Origin of the sequence: Pseudidiomarina aestuarii (genome assembly GCF_003987355.1) — a bacterium.
Classification (GTDB): Bacteria; Pseudomonadota; Gammaproteobacteria; order Enterobacterales; family Alteromonadaceae; genus Pseudidiomarina; species Pseudidiomarina aestuarii.
Genome location: NZ_PIPR01000001.1, coordinates 744,387 through 759,877 on the forward strand (window position 1 = coordinate 744,387; position 15,491 = coordinate 759,877).

Here is a 15,491-nt window from a genome sequence, read left to right on the forward strand (position 1 = left end):
ATCGAACGTGAAAGCATGGACTGTGATGTCGTCATTGTCGGAGCCGGCCCTGCGGGTTTAGCAAGTGCCATTAAACTCGCTCAGCTAGCCCAAGAACAGCAACAGGAATTGATGATCTGTGTGGTAGAAAAAGGCTCTGAAGTCGGTGCTCATATCCTCTCAGGCGCAGTGTTTGAACCACGCGCATTAGACGAGCTGCTGCCGGATTGGAAAAATTTAGGTGCTCCTTTGAACACACCGGTCACGGGTGATGAAATTCTGTTGTTAAAAGATCAAGAGAAGTCCACTCAGCTGCCCGGCTTCATGGTGCCTAAAACCTTTCACAATGACGGTAATTATATTGCGAGCATGGGCAACGTATGTCGCTGGCTGGCTGAACAAGCTCAAGCGTTGGGAGTTGAGATTTTTCCTGGTTTTCCAGCCGCTGATGTCATCATCGAAGAGGGTCGTGTTGCCGGTATCATTACTGGCGATATGGGCTTGGACCGCGATGGTCAGCAGAAGCCTAGCTTCGAACCTGGAATGGAACTCCGCGCGCGATATACGATCTTTGCCGAAGGTTGTCGCGGGCATTTAGGCAAGAGGTTACAGGCACAATTTAATCTCGCGGACGATGTATCACCGCAACATTATGCCATTGGCTTTAAAGAGATCTGGGATATTCCAGCGGAACAACATCAACCCGGTCTCGTGGTTCATACCACAGGTTGGCCGCTCGGCGATAATGGCACGGGTGGTGGGTATCTCTATCATGCCGAAGACGGTCAGGTGTATGTTGGTCTGATTGTTGACTTAAACTACACCAACCCACATTTGAATCCGTTTGCTGAATTTCAACGCTTCAAAACCCATGCAGCCATTGCAAAGACCTTGAACAATGGTAAGCGCGTCACATACGGTGCGCGAGCGATCACCAAAGGCGGTTTGCACTCGCTCCCGAAAATGAGCTTTCCAGGCGGCTTATTGGTTGGGTGCAATGCCGGCACATTGAACTTTGCCAAAATCAAAGGCAATCATACCGCCATGAAGTCCGGTATGCTGGCAGCTGAAACCATTTTCGCGGCCTTGCAAAGCGAATCGCCTGCTGCTGACTTGACCGACTATCAAGAACGTTTTCAATCATCATGGCTTTACGATGAATTGTATCGCTCGCGGAATTTTGGTCCTGCCATTCATAAGTTTGGTACTTGGTTAGGTGGCGCTTATAACACGCTGGATCAAAATTGGTTCGGTGGCAAATTACCGTTTACTATTAGGGATCAAAGGCCTGATCATGAGGGTATGCAGAAAGCTGCTGACGCTCCAACGATTGATTACACGAAACCCGATAATAAGTTAACTTTTGATCGATTATCATCAGTGTATTTGTCGAATACGAATCACGAAGAAGAACAACCGTGTCATTTAAAATTAGCGGATGAAACGGTTCCACTGACCGTTAACCTGCCCGAATTTGCCGAACCTGCTCAACGTTATTGCCCTGCAGGCGTATACGAAATTGTCGAAGAAAATGGCGAATCAGTATTTAAAATAAATGCACAGAATTGTATTCATTGTAAAACTTGCGATATTAAAGACCCATCTCAAAATATTACTTGGGTGACTCCAGAGGGAGGCGGTGGTCCGACTTATCCTAATATGTAAAATAGATTTTAATTAACTAAATGAAATTGTAAGATATCGCTGACAAATAAATAAGATTGTCGTCTTGGTTATTTATCTGTTTAATAAATACAATTTTTAAACAATATTTATTTAATTAAAAGTGGATAAGAAAGTATGAGTGAATTTATTAGTATTTTAACCCATGGACGACGCTTAAAAGCAGCGGTAAAGGAATTATCGGTTTCTGAATTGGAAGAAGTTCAGGAAAAATTAGCAAAAGTGATTGCTGATCGCGCAGAGGAAGAAGCGCAGTTGCTGCAGCAAGAAGCTGAAAAGCGTCGCAAAATTGAAGAATTGCGTAAAGCTATGGATGCGGCTGGTATTGATCCTAGCGAATTACTCGGAGATAGTGCTGCGGCACCTAAAACCCGTCGTAAGCGGGCACCAAAGCCACCGAAATATGCAATTAAAAATGAATCCGGTGAGCGTATCACTTGGACTGGTCAAGGTCGCATGCCTAAAGCATTGAAAAATGCGGTGGACCGTGGCGAAAAGCTGGAAAAGTTTTTAATTTAATACCTTTCCATTCTCAATAGAAAAGCAGCGAATACACAAAGTATTCGCTGCTTTTTTTTATTCTTTTCTTTTGTCTTTTCTATTCTCTGTTTACTATTTACTGTTCACTGTTCACTATCAATTATTCACATCTATTGTTACATCACCCACGCCCACATCAATATTAATCCGTGCTACGCCTGAACCTGTGGCTTTCGTTGATGAGGTCACTAAAAAGCGATCGGTAGACGTATTGACGTCACCACGTACAGAACTGTCACCAACACCAACATCCACTTTTACAGTAGCAACCGCGCCGTTGATTTCGAGATCCACATCACCCACGCCAAGGTCAAGGTTAAAGTCAGCAGCAGCAAAAGTACCAATCACTTCACCTACCCCGAGATCGGCGTCAATTTCGGCAATAGCTGGCATGGTAATAACCCAATCCAATTGAATATCATCTTGTTCTGGTACTTCTAGGCGCAACCGGTCACCTGACTGTGTTGCAACCAGTTCGGCCTTCGACAAGTCACCATTGTTCCAACGATCATCTTCATCAACCGTTGCGATAATCTCAACTTCAACAGTATTTTTGTCATGATACTTAAATTCAATCGTACCCACTCCCGATTCAACTTTAAGTTCAGTAGCCGCGGTCACGTCGTAACTACCTGACAACTGCTTCTCACGTTCACTGGCTATCGCGTTCGGTAAACTCGCCAGAGTGATGCTAGAAATTAAAGTAAATGCAAATCCCCACACGATTTGTTGCTTGTTCATGGTGTTCTCCAGTCTTCCATGGTTATGGTTTACTGATACCAAGCAATTACAATGCCAACTTTAAATATTTCATGTAAAACAATATGTTATAACTATCAAGGGATAGAGTAGATACCCCTCTCACAATGATAGTATGAAGAGTATTAGCGATTTTCACTAATATGTGGTGAAATTTCACGAATCGAAGTCAGCAGAGAAATTTTGTGGCCCAACTCCAGTCTCACCGCATCGAACCCATCGGTTATGTTGAATCTCCCTACCCACAAAAGTTTGCCGTGCCGCGGCAACCCGGCCTAGTGACCGCTGCCGTTGCCTCTATTCGTCTTCAGGGACCCTATGCACATCCGGACTGTGTTCGCGAGTTATCGACGTTTTCACACATTTGGGTGTTATTTCTATTTTCCGAAACTCTTGCGAGTGGTTGGAAGCCTTTAGTCCGGCCGCCGCGCTTGGGCGGCAATGTCCGCACCGGCGTTTTTGCATCACGTGCGACTTATCGTCCCAACGGGATCGGTATGTCTGTAGTGCCACTACAAGGGATCCGTCACACCTCATCAGCCACGTATATCGACGTTCTTGGCTCAGATTGGGTAGACGGTACCCCTGTAATCGACATCAAGCCTTATCTTCCTTATGCCGAGGCAATACCTCAGGCAATAGCAGGCTATGCCGATAGCCGCCCCACTTCCGCGCTTACCACAGTGTTTACCCAAGAAGCGCAACATCAATTAGGTCAATTTGAAGCTGAGTATCCGCAACTCGCCTTACTCATTGAACAAGTACTCGCACAAGATCCGCGACCGGCATACAAAAAGCAGGAGCATCAGAACAAGGTCTATGGCATGACGCTGTATGATATAAATATCCAGTGGCGGGTGGAAAATGAACAAAATATTGTCATGAGTATCAGTAAAGACTTTTGACACCTCCGCGAGACTGGTAGAATTCAGGCCACTTATTTGGAATCGCTCGAAAGGATTGAAAAAGCTCATGCGCAGCAGTCAGTATTTATTGGGTACATTAAAAGAGACGCCTGCCGATGCCGAGGTAATCAGTCATCAACTGATGCTCCGCGCCGGCATGATCCGTAAAGTTGCCGCAGGTTTGTATACTTGGACTCCGAGTGGGCTTCGCTCACTGCGGAAGGTGGAACGAATCGTGCGCGAAGAAATGGAAAATGCCGGAGCTCTCGAAGTACTGATGCCAATGGTGCAGCCAGCTGATCTATGGGAAGAATCAGGTCGTTGGGAGGACTACGGTCCAGAATTGTTGCGCCTAAAAGACCGTAACGCTCGTGACTTTGTGCTCGGTCCTACCCATGAGGAAGTGATTTCCGAGTTGGTTCGCAAAGAGGTCAATAGCTACAAGCAATTGCCACTCAATCTATTCCAAATTCAAACCAAGTTTCGAGATGAGATTCGCCCGCGTTTCGGCGTGATGCGCTCCCGTGAATTTATCATGAAGGACGCATACTCCTTCCATCTTGATCAAGCCAGCTTGCAAGAGACTTACGAGCGTATGCATGCGGCTTATTGTAAAATCTTCACCCGGCTCGGTCTCGACTTCCGCCCTGTGATTGCAGATACCGGGTCTATTGGTGGTAGCTCATCGCATGAGTTTCATGTGCTAGCCGCTTCGGGCGAAGACGATATCGCGTTTTCAAACGAATCCGACTACGCAGCGAACGTCGAATTAGCAGAAGCCGTAGCGCCGCAGCAGCAGCGCCCTGCTCCAGCAGCAGCGCTGGAAAAAGTAGCGACACCCCATTGCAAAACCATCGCCGCATTGGTCGAACAATTCAACGTACCCATTGAACAGACCGTCAAGACCCTGATTGTCAGAGGTGCCGAGAAGGGATTGGTCGCATTGATGATTCGTGGAGACCACCAGTTAAATGAAATCAAAGCAAGCAAATTACCTGCGGTAAAAAGTCCGCTTGAGTTTGCCAGTGATGAGGAGATTCGCAATGTCATTGGTGCTGGACCTGGCTCGCTCGGTCCGATCAACCTGCCAATGCCACTGGTTATCGACCGCTCCGTTGCGGTACTCGCTGATTTCAGTGCAGGTGCGAATGAAGATGGCTTCCATCACTTTAATATCAACTGGGAACGCGATTGTGCGTTACCTGATGTCGCCGATTTACGTAATGTCGTAGAGGGCGACCCAAGCCCAGATGGCCGTGGTACCTTGTCGATAAAACGTGGCATTGAAGTCGGACATATTTTCCAACTGGGTAAGAAGTACTCGGATGCGATGAAGGTCGGTGTTCTCACCGAGTCGGGTAAACATGAAACCTTGATGATGGGTTGTTACGGTATCGGGGTGACGCGAATTGTAGCTGCAGCTATCGAGCAAAATCATGATCAATACGGTATTACCTGGGGTGATGGGTTAGCACCGTTCAGTGTCGCGATCGTGCCGATGAATATGCACAAATCGGTACGAGTTCAGGAAACGGCTGAGAAGCTTTATCAGGACCTCGTGAACGCTGGTATCGATGTCTTATTTGACGATCGCAAAGAACGCCCGGGTGTGATGTTTGCAGATATGGAATTGATCGGAATTCCGCATCAAATCGTGATTGGTGAGCGCAATCTCGATGAAGCGCAAGTGGAATACAAGAACCGCCGCTCTGGCGATAAAAAATTAATGGCCATTGATGCAGTGGTTGCGCAACTTAAAGCTCTGTTAGCATAAGCTTAACGGGCTACTCGGTAGACAAAAAAGAGCTGCTGTTGCAGCTCTTTTTACTTTCCTGAGTCGATAGATATAAAAACTATTCAGCGCCAGCAAGAGGATCAACGTAGTGCAGGTGCATGTCCCATGGAAAATGAATCCAGGTTTCTTGCTCTAAATCGGCAACATAATCGTCTACTAATTCCATCCCTGCGGGCTTGGCATAGACTGTCACAAACTTTGCCCGCGGTAGCCGTTGGCGGAGAAATTTCAAGGTATTACCGGTATCCACCAAATCGTCAACAACCAGAAATCCTTCGCCATCTGTAGTCGCCGAAACGTCTTTAATTAAGCTGACATCAGCCCGTTGTGCTTGATGATCATAAGAACTCACGCAAACACTATCGACAATACGTACATTCAATTCACGAGCAAGTATGGCTGCGGGCACTAAGCCACCGCGACTGACTGCAATAATCCCGCGCCACTGTTCAGCTGGCAGTTGCCGTCTGGCTAATTCCTTGGTCGCTCGGTGCAACTCCTCCCAAGATACAAAAAATTCTCGATTGGCATGCCAACTCATATCGACTCCTTGAAACTTTTCATCAGTTAATCTCGTAGTTTACACCAAATAGGGCAAGAAAATCGCCCGTCATTTATGCTATTCTGCCGACCGCGAAATAGTTTCAATGGGAGTAGTAGTATGCCAAAAGTGATTTACATCGATGCACAGGACAACCAGTTTGAAGCCGACGTTAATGTGGGTCAAAACCTCATGGACGGTGCTGTGGATAATATGATCGATGGCATTCTCGGTGAATGTGGTGGTGTGATGTCCTGCGCAACTTGCCATTGTTATGTTGATCCGGCTTGGACCGATAAAATACCTGAGCCAAGCGAACTTGAAGAAGACATGCTGGGCATGGTTATTGAACCACAAGAAAATAGCCGTCTGAGCTGTCAGATCGAGATGACCGAAGCGCTCGATGGTATTGTCGTTCGGTTGCCGCGCTCGCAGTACTAACGCGTCTTTTAGATAGACTGAACGGCGACAAACACTTCGTCCCGATACCCGGTAATGACGCGTTGTAACCCAGCAAGTTCATCATCGAGTTCGGGATCACCACTGTCGACCAATAAAGGTCTACCGCCTAGAGCGTGCAATTTACGTTTCGTTGCGACCACCCAAATATGCTCTCGTCCAATGGCTCGAATCACAGCAGGACTCAGTTGTTGATTGCCACGCCCCAATAAATGTCCCTGGCCGCCAATCATAGTAATCACTAAATCAGCGCCGCCATAGGCCTCGATCAACTCAAGTAGCTGATTAGCAGTCACATCAGCAGCAATCACCTCACCGCGATAGATGACATCGACGCCGAGCAATGTGTTGGGCAGACCTAATTCTTGCATAATGAAATCGACTGTAGAGCCGGAGCCCATAATCGTTAATCGGTCTGGATCAATTCGTTCGATCACTTCCGCCGCAATATCTGCTAAGACAAGTTCATCGCTTTCCTTGCCACCCATCTTGACGGCTTGCACATAACGTAGTTCAGCAGGCACAAGTAATTCCCCGAATCGACGCGCACGTACAGTACCGCGTTGAAAGGCTTCCTCATCAATATCCATGACATCAGCATGAATCACGCTGGTCAGCTTTCCAGTCAACAAATCAAGAATGACATTGCCAGCTGCGCGCGGGCTAATGGCATACACTCCCGAATGAATCTTTACGCCTGCAGGTACACCCAGAACCGGTCGATCATCCGGGTAACACGCTGCGACATCGCGCGCAGTGCCATCGCCACCAACAAAGACCAACAAATCAATATCTGAACGTTCGGCAAGAAGTTGCACCACTGCACGAGTATCTGCTGCGGTTGAGTGTGTCGTCTCAGCTTGATAGATAACTTCCACTTGTGCGCTGATACTTGTGGCGACGTTTTCGCCTAACTCACCAGCGGCAGTCACAAATTTAAGCAACTGCCCCTGCTCACCAAGTTGTCGCAACGCCTGCTCTGCTCGCCGTTGAGCCTGAGGCTCAGCACCAAGCGCTAGCGCACGTTCCTTGGTACCTTCAGCATCGCTTCCTTTAAAGCCCACACTACCGCCCAGTCCGGCAACTGGATTAATGATCAAACCGATGGTAAATGCTTTAGACATAATCAAGCTCTCGTATCGATTCAGCGATGCAGACCGGCGGCCATGGCTGCTCGTAGTATTGACAAAGCGCTTTCGCAAAACACTCAGCACGCTCGGGTAAGCCCTGCTCAAAAAAGTGGAGTAACTGTATCCACACAGCTTTAGTGAACGCCTGCCGGTCGACTTCAATACCACTCAAATTATCGACACTGACTTGAAACGGAACTCCGGCACACAACGAAAACAGCCATTCTAATGCCTGCGGCTTACATTCCACTCGCTCAAATTCAGCTTGCTGTTGCGCGTCCCTGCCGTCAGGTTCATACCAATAACCATAATCGAATTGCGTTCGACGTTGACTGCCTGCAATACACCAATGCGCTATCTCATGGAGCGCAGACGCAAAAAAGCCATGCGCAAAAACCACTTCCGCCATACGTTCTGCCGTAGCGGGTTGATAGTAAGGTTCATCCTCGCCCGCGACCAATCTCGTGCGATACGACCGCTCGAAACATTCAGTGAATAATTCAATTAGTTGAGAGTAATGATGTTGCACAGCTTAACGTTCAATATCCGGAAATGAATGCGCAACATCGGCATTTTGCGCGCGATGACGGAGCCAGTGGTCCATCACTACCAGCGCCACCATCGCTTCCGCAACCGGCACTCCGCGAATACCCACACACGGATCATGACGCCCACGAGTAACGATTTCTTGGGTTTCGCCCTGTGTATCTATGGTAGTACCAGGAATCGTAATGCTTGATGTTGGTTTGAACGCTAACTCCATGCGTAACGACTGCCCGGTGCTGATGCCACCCAAAGTGCCACCCGCATGATTACTGCTAAATCCAGTCGGAGTGAGTGGGTCGCGATGTTCACTACCGCGCTGTGCAGCAACCGCAAACCCATCACCAATAGCTACTGCCTTCACGGCATTGATACTCATGAGTGCTTTTGCAAGATCCGCATCGAGTCGATCGAATACCGGCTCACCTAATCCGACCGGGATACCTGTTGCCTCAACCAAGACGCGAGCGCCCACCGAGTCCCCCTCTTTTTTTAACGCCCGCATAAATTCGTCACAGGCAGTCGCCATAGTCGCATCAGGACAGAAAAAGGGATTCTGAGAAGTCTGCGACCAATCGAACGTCGCGGCATCCACATCGGTTTGATGGGGACCTATTTGTACAACGCCAGCGCGAATCATTACACCATGTTGGGCAAGCCATTGCATGGCAATAGCGCCAGCAGCAACTCGCATTGCCGTTTCACGGGCAGATGAGCGACCGCCGCCACGATAATCGCGATGACCATACTTGTGCGCATAGGTATAGTCCGCATGACCGGGACGAAAGAGATCTTTGATAGCACCATAATCTTGGCTGCGTTGATCGCTGTTATGAATCAATAGGCCAATAGGTGCACCCGTAGTCTTACCTTCAAACACACCTGATAAAACTTGCACAGAATCGGCTTCGCGACGAGCGGTCGTAAAACGATTTTGGCCAGGTTTACGACGATCAAGTTGCCGTTGAATTTCCTCAACTGAAAGCTCAAGGCCTGGTGGACACCCATCAACGATGGCACCAAGTGCGGCACCATGGCTTTCACCAAATGTGGTGACGCGAAATAATTCACCAAAACTATTACCGGCCATGTGTCATCCTATCGTTAAAATTCGTACTGGTGTTCGAGCAATGTTGCACGGGACAGCACAAATACACCATCGCCGCCGAAATCAAACTCGACCCATTCGAATGGCACTTGCGGAAAGGCTGTTTGCAGCGCGAGCATTGAGTTACCGACTTCACATACCAATACGCCATGTTCCGTCAGATGATCAGGAGCTTCGCGTAAAATGGTGCGGACCAAATCTAACCCATCTTCACCCGCAGCCAGACCCAACTCGGGTTCATGGTGGAACTCGGCAGGTAAATCTGCCATATCGTCTGCATCCACGTATGGTGGATTGGTCACAATTAAATCATACCGTTCGCCACGCACGGTCTCATACAGATCAGATAATAACGGAATGACGCGTCCTTCGAGTTGATGTAATTCAATATTCTGTTCAGCTACCGCTAAGGCGTCGGGTGAAATATCGAGCGCATCCACTTCGGCTTCTGGAAAGGCATAAGCGCAAGCAATCGCAATGCAACCGCTACCGGTGCAGAGATCGAGAATACGCCGAACCGGAGGCGCCAGCCAAGGCTCGAATGATTTTTCAATGAGTTCAGCAATCGGCGACCGTGGCACCAGCACACGCTCATCGACAACAAAAGGTAACCCAGCAAACCATGCTTTACCGATTAAGTAAGCGGCCGGCTTGCGACTGTGAATCCGCTCTTCAATCAAAGCAATAAAACGAGCTTGTTCGGCGGGCGTAAGAGCGGCGTCACGAAAATGTTCTAGCTGTTCAAAATCGAGCTCCAACGTATGACTCAGTATCAACTTTGATTCACTGTACGCATTATCCGTACCGTGCCCAAAAAAGACATCAGCGCCCTGCAGCGTGGTTACCCCCCAACGCAAATGATCGAGAATAGATCTCAGACTTTTTACTGCTTCCGTGGCGTTATTTGATCCCACTTTACTCTCCGTCTACGTACTGAAATAGAAGGTATCAGCACAAATCGTTCATTGCGGTTCTCTATCGCTATAAGATAACCTAAACTGACGATTCACGCATTACTTGAAACCAGATTCCCAACAGAAAATCAGATGAGAACGAAGCGCATGAGCAGTGGCAATGATGACGACGACAAAGCACTTTTTCGTGATGCAGTTCAGGTTGATAAGCGCATTCGTCACGACACTATTGAGACCGCTCCACGCAAAAAGACGCAACTCCAACGCCGCGCGGAACGTCATGAACGACAGCAGCAAACCGCTGAATTCGAATTCTCTACCCGTTATCAGGCACACTTCCCTGCGGGTCCACTTCGGTTCGTTGCGGATGGTCAGTCCCCCTACTTAGCAAAACAACTGCGCCGCGGGGACTATAGTCCTGAGCTCATGCTTGATTTACACGGTTTGACCCAAGCGCAAGCGCGCTCAGAATTAGTTGCCATGATTCGCGCGGCTCAACGTCAACACATCGATTGCTGCGCCATAATGCATGGACACGGACAGGGAATTTTACGCGAGAATTTACCCCATTGGTTGGTCCAGCATCCAGCCGTTCGAGCCTTCCATCAAGCGCCTGCTGAGTGGGGTGGTGACGCGGCTATTCTGGTACTCATTCAACATGAATTGAATGCAACGGATGCAGGTTGACTCAGGTCAGAATAGTGTCGGGGACCGTGAGTCCTTGAAAAGTACCACGTTGCATCGCTAAATCGAGTTCAAACTCAGCAATACTTGCGGTTGGAAATACGATGGGCTGTCGAGTTGCGTCTAACGTTTGCACCAAATAACTCACAAATGGCATGTGTGAGACCAGAGCGACATGCTGTGCTCGCGTGTGATGCACAGCTAACTCCGCAAATAACCAATCTGCAAACTGCTGAGGATCGCCATCTGGCGTTGCGTCGGCTGATTCTGATTGATACATCGCCGAACAGTGCTGATGAACAATCGCGGCGGTTTGACGAGCACGAATATAGGGGCTCGAGATGAGCCAATCGAGTTGCTCGACGCCCTGCTCGCGCAGATGTTGGTGCAACCATTTGCCATTGGTTGCGACTTCAGCCTCGCCAAGCTTACTCAATGGGCGAATCGCATCGGCATTCAATGCTTGCGAAGGTACCGCATCGCCGTGGCGGATCAGATAAAATTTCATCGGCGGCGACCACCGGTAACGGGATCGGCTCGACCATCATCAACAGCTTGTTCGGCACGCTTTCGCCGCACTGCTTTCGGGTCGGCAATCAGTGGCCGATAGATTTCAATCCGGTCACCTTCCCGTGGATACTGATCCAGTTTCACGGTCTTACTCCATATACCAACCTTTTGCTCTTGCAAATCAATCTCTGGAAACGCGGTGCAGATTCCGGACTGCGCAATGCAATCCGCCACCGAAGTATCGGCAGCAACTCGCAACGGAATAATTTGCTGGCGGTCGGGAGTTGCGTATGCCACTTCAATATGAATGTGGTCGCTACTCATGAGGATGGACTTCCATAAACCTGCCGCGCACGTTGCACAAATGCATCCACCATTCGGCTTTGCAATTCATTAAAAATTCGGCCAAACGCCATACCCAGCAAACGATTAGCAAATTCGAAATCTAGTTTTAAGACAATTTTACAGGCATCGTCGTTGAGACGCTGGAAATACCAGCCACCGCGCAAATAGTGGAACGGACCGTCCACTAATTCCATCGCAATTTCATGCGGATGATCACCGCGATTTCGTGTACTAAAACTCTTACTGATACCGGCTTTACTGATTTGTAAACGGGCAACCTTGGATTGTTCAGTTTGCTCAACCACTTCGGCCTTTACGCATCCCGGGACAAATTCTGGGTACGCAAGAATATCATCGACTAGCGCATACATCTGGGCATCGCTATACGGCACTAACGCGCTACGCTCAATTGTCGGCATGAAAATCTAAGTTCCTTGTCTATGGCAAGAATGCTCGGCAAATAAGGTCAAAGACAAGCTGCTGCTTTTTCGACCACTTCAAATTGTTGCGGATCATAACCTACTTCGCAGTTCGGATCATCTGCATGGAAACGATTTTAATTTAGCGCGCCTTGCGTATAATACGCGCCATGAACAAACCTAAAGCATCTGCCAATACAGGAACCATCGCGCTCAATAAAAAGGCGCGCCATGAGTATTTCCTCGAAGACAAATTTGAAGCCGGTATTGAACTGCAAGGCTGGGAAGTGAAAAGCATCCGCGCCGGCAAAGTCAATATCGCCGATACCTATGTCGTTATCCGAAATAACGAAGCCTACCTACTCGGCTCGCAAATACAACCGCTGCTATCTGCATCATCGCACGTTGTTTGTGATTCCGAGCGCTCGCGCAAACTGCTGCTGAAACGCCGCGAATTAGACAAATTAATTGGCGCCAGTGAACGCGAAGGCTACTCCATTGTGGCTACAGCGATGTATTGGAAACGCCACTTGGTAAAACTTGAAATCCATTTGGCAAAGGGTAAAAAGGCGCACGACAAACGCGATACCGTCAAAGAACGCGATTGGCAGCGCCAGAAAGAACGAATCATGAAGCATAAAGTTGGCTAGACAAGTTAATCGCTCGAAACGATTGACTCTGCATCCCAACCTAAGTATCTTCTGTACAAGTTAGCTACTGGCTAGTAGCTAGTAACTAGTAACTAGTAACTAGTAACTAGTAACGAATAACGCTTTTAGAGGTCTTATGTTGACAGTCATGAACGCAAACAACTGGTGGTGGCACTTCCCGACATAGCGGGTGGTGAGTTTGTGCGTTGGCTACAACAAAGTAGACGTCAGAATTCCAGAAAACCCGCTCCTTGAGCGGGTTTTTTTATGGTCGCGAATAATAATTGAGTGAGACGCTGTGCATGAGCATGATATTTGAACAACAGTTGGGACACGTCACAACATTGCAGATTCAGCTGCCTTATCAAGCAGATACTTTAGCGCTGTTTCAGCGAGTCTGCGGACATTATCCACACACCATGCTGTTGGATTCAGCGGAAGTGAATTCGAAACGTAGCCTGAAAAGCTTAGTTATGGTCACTGCTGCGCTGCAGATAACTTGTCAGCAGCAAACCATTCGTGTCAAAGCACTGACGAATAATGGTCAACAGTTATTACCCTGGTTGGCCGCTGAGCTGCAGCACGACTCCTTTGCAATCGAGCAAACGACAACCGAATTGACCGTATTTGTGACACCACCAGCCGCCACGCTTGACGAAGATTCACGGCTGCGTGCGCTCGCTAACGATGAACCATTGCGGATCTTGCAGCAACGTCTACAGCAGACACAGTCGCATCCGTTGGGTATTTATCTGGGGGGCGTTTTTGCGTACGACTATGTCGCATCATTTGAGCAATTGCCCGATGTTCCAAACGGCTCTAACGATTGCCCTGACTATCAATTTTACCTAGCCGAGACCTTAGTGGTTGTCGATCATCAAGCGAAAACAACGGAATTGCTGGCCAATCTAATCAGTGGCCCAGAGTGCGAATCTTACTATGCAACACTAACCGATCAAGTCGGTAAAATCGCCGCAGCTTGCCAATTGCCTCCTGTACAAAGTTCCAAAAAGGCTGGCACTGAAACCACTGTAGCTCTGACAGCTACCCCATCCGCAGATGTATTCGCGCAACAAGTTACTCAATTGAAGGAACACATTTTAGCTGGGGATATATTCCAAGTGGTGCCATCTCGGCGGTTTCAATTAGATTGCTCGGATGCACTCGCTGCTTACGCAGAATTAAAGCGCAGTAATCCATCACCATACATGTTCTTTCTGCGTACTGAACAGTTCGAGCTCTTTGGCGCATCACCAGAATCCGCACTGAAATATACAGCTGCCAGTAACCAAGTAGAACTCTATCCAATTGCCGGAACGCGGCCACGCGGTAAACATGCTGACGGCTCCATTCATGCAGATCTCGATAGTCGCCTGGAGCTGGATCTTAGACTGGATCAAAAGGAGCTCGCAGAGCATATGATGTTGGTCGATTTAGCCCGTAACGATCTGGCTCGCATTGCTGAGCCGGGAACGCGCTATGTCGCTGACTTGCTGCAAGTCGATCGCTATTCACATGTGATGCATTTGGTTTCACGTGTGGTCGCGCAACTCGCGCCTGATTTAGATGCATTACACGCCTATCGTGCTTGTATGAATATGGGCACTTTAGTCGGCGCCCCTAAACTCAGCGCTGCTCGCCTCATTCGCGAAGTCGAACAACAACGTCGTGGTAGTTATGGAGGCGCGGTCGGCTACCTTGCCGGAAATGGTGACATGGATACCTGTATTGTCATTCGCTCTGCCTTTGTTCAACACGGACGCGCAACTGTGCAAGCAGGTGCTGGTGTGGTGTACGACTCGGTACCAAGCGCTGAAGTGGCGGAGACCGAAGCCAAAGCCAAGGCGGTCATTCGCGCCATCCAGACGGCCATGGCACGTGGAGATCAATCATGAACAAGACATTCAATCAGCAACCTAGTCGGATTGTTCTTATCGATAACTTTGACTCGTTCACCTACAACTTAGTCGACGAAATGCGGTTACTTGGCTTTCCATTGGTGGTGTACCGAAATAATGTTCCCGCCGCGACCGTTTTGGCGGAGATGGAAGCCTATGCAGGACCCCAGTTGCTGTGTCTGTCACCTGGCCCCGGGCATCCGCGGGAGGCAGGCAATTTGCTCGAGATGATTGAAGGCTCAGCGGAGCGGAACTATCCGGTGTTGGGAATTTGCTTGGGTTTTCAGGCGCTATGGGAAGCGAGTGGTGGCGTGGTTGACCGCTGCCACGAGACCTTGCACGGCAAACGTTCGCTTCTCACTTGTCAGGAACATCCTATTTTTTCGGGATTACCGCATCCTATTGCAATCGCTAGATATCATTCGCTGGCAGGTTTTCAGCAACCTGACAGTGTCGATGTTCTGGCTACAGTGAACGATATCCCGATGGCTGCGTACTTTCATGACTACCACGCGTTGGGATTACAGTTTCACCCTGAATCTATTCTGAGTAGTTACGGTAGCCAACTGCTCAGCCAATGTGTTCAGTATCTATTTCAATTACATTCAACAGCGCAACTGACGGAGTGA

18 protein-coding genes are annotated in these 15,491 nt (G+C 48.6%); 9 read left to right on the plus strand and 9 right to left on the minus strand.

Going from position 1 to position 15,491, the window contains the following annotated elements:
• On the plus strand, nucleotides 1-1,644 hold the full coding sequence (locus CWE22_RS03455; protein ID WP_169931015.1) for an electron transfer flavoprotein-ubiquinone oxidoreductase: 1,644 nt from the start codon (nucleotides 1-3) through the stop codon (nucleotides 1,642-1,644).
• Nucleotides 1,645-1,779: 135 nt separating this feature from the next.
• Nucleotides 1,780-2,181, plus strand: coding sequence for an H-NS family histone-like protein (locus CWE22_RS03460; protein ID WP_169929985.1), 402 nt, complete (start codon nucleotides 1,780-1,782; stop codon nucleotides 2,179-2,181).
• 117 nt (nucleotides 2,182-2,298) lie between these two features.
• On the opposite strand, the gene CWE22_RS03465 is transcribed toward CWE22_RS03460, so the two are convergent.
• Entirely contained in the window at nucleotides 2,299-2,943 is a 645-nt protein-coding gene (locus CWE22_RS03465) for a hypothetical protein (RefSeq protein ID WP_169929986.1), read from the minus strand.
• Between the two features lie 203 nt (nucleotides 2,944-3,146).
• Between CWE22_RS03465 and tsaA the strand changes: the two genes are divergently transcribed.
• Both tsaA and CWE22_RS03475 read left to right on the plus strand, forming a co-directional pair.
• A complete protein-coding gene (gene tsaA / locus CWE22_RS03470; protein ID WP_169929987.1) occupies nucleotides 3,147-3,866 on the plus strand; it encodes a tRNA (N6-threonylcarbamoyladenosine(37)-N6)-methyltransferase TrmO in 720 nt (239 codons plus the stop codon).
• 67 nt (nucleotides 3,867-3,933) lie between these two features.
• The gene (locus tag CWE22_RS03475; RefSeq protein ID WP_169929988.1) at nucleotides 3,934-5,640 is read left to right on the plus strand and encodes a proline--tRNA ligase; all 1,707 of its coding nucleotides are present in this window, start codon (nucleotides 3,934-3,936) and stop codon (nucleotides 5,638-5,640) included.
• A 79-nt stretch (nucleotides 5,641-5,719) separates the two neighbouring features.
• Here CWE22_RS03475 and gpt read toward each other — a convergent pair whose 3' ends face one another.
• Complete coding sequence (gpt, locus tag CWE22_RS03480; protein ID WP_169929989.1) at nucleotides 5,720-6,202, minus strand: xanthine phosphoribosyltransferase; 483 nt, start codon at nucleotides 6,200-6,202, stop codon at nucleotides 5,720-5,722.
• 120 nt (nucleotides 6,203-6,322) lie between these two features.
• Between gpt and CWE22_RS03485 the strand changes: the two genes are divergently transcribed.
• Nucleotides 6,323-6,643, plus strand: a complete 321-nt coding sequence (locus CWE22_RS03485) for a 2Fe-2S iron-sulfur cluster-binding protein (RefSeq protein ID WP_169929990.1) — start codon at nucleotides 6,323-6,325, stop codon at nucleotides 6,641-6,643.
• A gap of 8 nt (nucleotides 6,644-6,651) precedes the next feature.
• Here the strand turns inward: CWE22_RS03485 and CWE22_RS03490 are convergent, their stop codons facing one another.
• From CWE22_RS03490 to prmB, 4 genes are read right to left on the minus strand one after another with little or no spacing between them, the layout of a single operon-like run.
• The gene (locus tag CWE22_RS03490; protein WP_169929991.1) at nucleotides 6,652-7,785 is read right to left on the minus strand and encodes an ATP-NAD kinase family protein; all 1,134 of its coding nucleotides are present in this window, start codon (nucleotides 7,783-7,785) and stop codon (nucleotides 6,652-6,654) included.
• Nucleotides 7,778-8,320, minus strand: coding sequence for an elongation factor P hydroxylase (locus tag CWE22_RS03495; RefSeq protein WP_169929992.1), 543 nt, complete (start codon nucleotides 8,318-8,320; stop codon nucleotides 7,778-7,780). The genes CWE22_RS03490 and CWE22_RS03495 overlap by 8 nt, the downstream gene beginning before the upstream one ends.
• A 3-nt stretch (nucleotides 8,321-8,323) precedes the next feature.
• Nucleotides 8,324-9,424 carry a chorismate synthase gene (gene aroC, locus CWE22_RS03500; protein ID WP_169929993.1) on the minus strand — a complete coding sequence of 367 codons (1,101 nt, stop codon included), beginning with the start codon at nucleotides 9,422-9,424 and terminating at the stop codon, nucleotides 8,324-8,326.
• 14 nt (nucleotides 9,425-9,438) lie between these two features.
• Complete coding sequence (prmB, locus tag CWE22_RS03505) at nucleotides 9,439-10,356, minus strand: 50S ribosomal protein L3 N(5)-glutamine methyltransferase (RefSeq protein WP_169929994.1); 918 nt, start codon at nucleotides 10,354-10,356, stop codon at nucleotides 9,439-9,441.
• Between the two features lie 132 nt (nucleotides 10,357-10,488).
• Here prmB and smrB point away from each other — a divergent pair, with 132 nt between their 5' ends.
• Nucleotides 10,489-11,043: an endonuclease SmrB gene (gene smrB, locus CWE22_RS03510; protein WP_244595946.1), complete on the plus strand. Its 555-nt coding sequence runs from the start codon at nucleotides 10,489-10,491 to the stop codon at nucleotides 11,041-11,043.
• Nucleotide 11,044: 1 nt separating this feature from the next.
• On the opposite strand, the gene sixA is transcribed toward smrB, so the two are convergent.
• Genes sixA through CWE22_RS03525 form a run of 3 tightly spaced genes read right to left on the minus strand, consistent with a single transcriptional unit; the run spans nucleotide 11,045 to nucleotide 12,314 of the window.
• Nucleotides 11,045-11,548 carry a phosphohistidine phosphatase SixA gene (gene sixA, locus CWE22_RS03515; protein WP_169929995.1) on the minus strand — a complete coding sequence of 168 codons (504 nt, stop codon included), beginning with the start codon at nucleotides 11,546-11,548 and terminating at the stop codon, nucleotides 11,045-11,047.
• Nucleotides 11,545-11,874, minus strand: coding sequence for an RnfH family protein (locus CWE22_RS03520; RefSeq protein ID WP_169929996.1), 330 nt, complete (start codon nucleotides 11,872-11,874; stop codon nucleotides 11,545-11,547). Before CWE22_RS03520 ends, sixA begins: the two co-directional genes overlap by 4 nt.
• A complete protein-coding gene (locus CWE22_RS03525; RefSeq protein WP_169929997.1) occupies nucleotides 11,871-12,314 on the minus strand; it encodes a type II toxin-antitoxin system RatA family toxin in 444 nt (147 codons plus the stop codon). The genes CWE22_RS03520 and CWE22_RS03525 overlap by 4 nt, the downstream gene beginning before the upstream one ends.
• Nucleotides 12,315-12,484: 170 nt before the next feature.
• Here CWE22_RS03525 and smpB point away from each other — a divergent pair, with 170 nt between their 5' ends.
• From smpB to CWE22_RS03540, 3 genes are all read left to right on the plus strand, one after another.
• Nucleotides 12,485-12,964, plus strand: coding sequence for an SsrA-binding protein SmpB (smpB, locus tag CWE22_RS03530; protein ID WP_169929998.1), 480 nt, complete (start codon nucleotides 12,485-12,487; stop codon nucleotides 12,962-12,964).
• Between the two features lie 302 nt (nucleotides 12,965-13,266).
• Nucleotides 13,267-14,859, plus strand: a complete 1,593-nt coding sequence (locus CWE22_RS03535; protein WP_169929999.1) for an anthranilate synthase component 1 — start codon at nucleotides 13,267-13,269, stop codon at nucleotides 14,857-14,859.
• Nucleotides 14,856-15,491 (plus strand): glutamine amidotransferase-related protein, encoded by a 636-nt coding sequence (locus CWE22_RS03540; RefSeq protein ID WP_169930000.1) that lies wholly within the window; start codon nucleotides 14,856-14,858, stop codon nucleotides 15,489-15,491. Before CWE22_RS03535 ends, CWE22_RS03540 begins: the two co-directional genes overlap by 4 nt.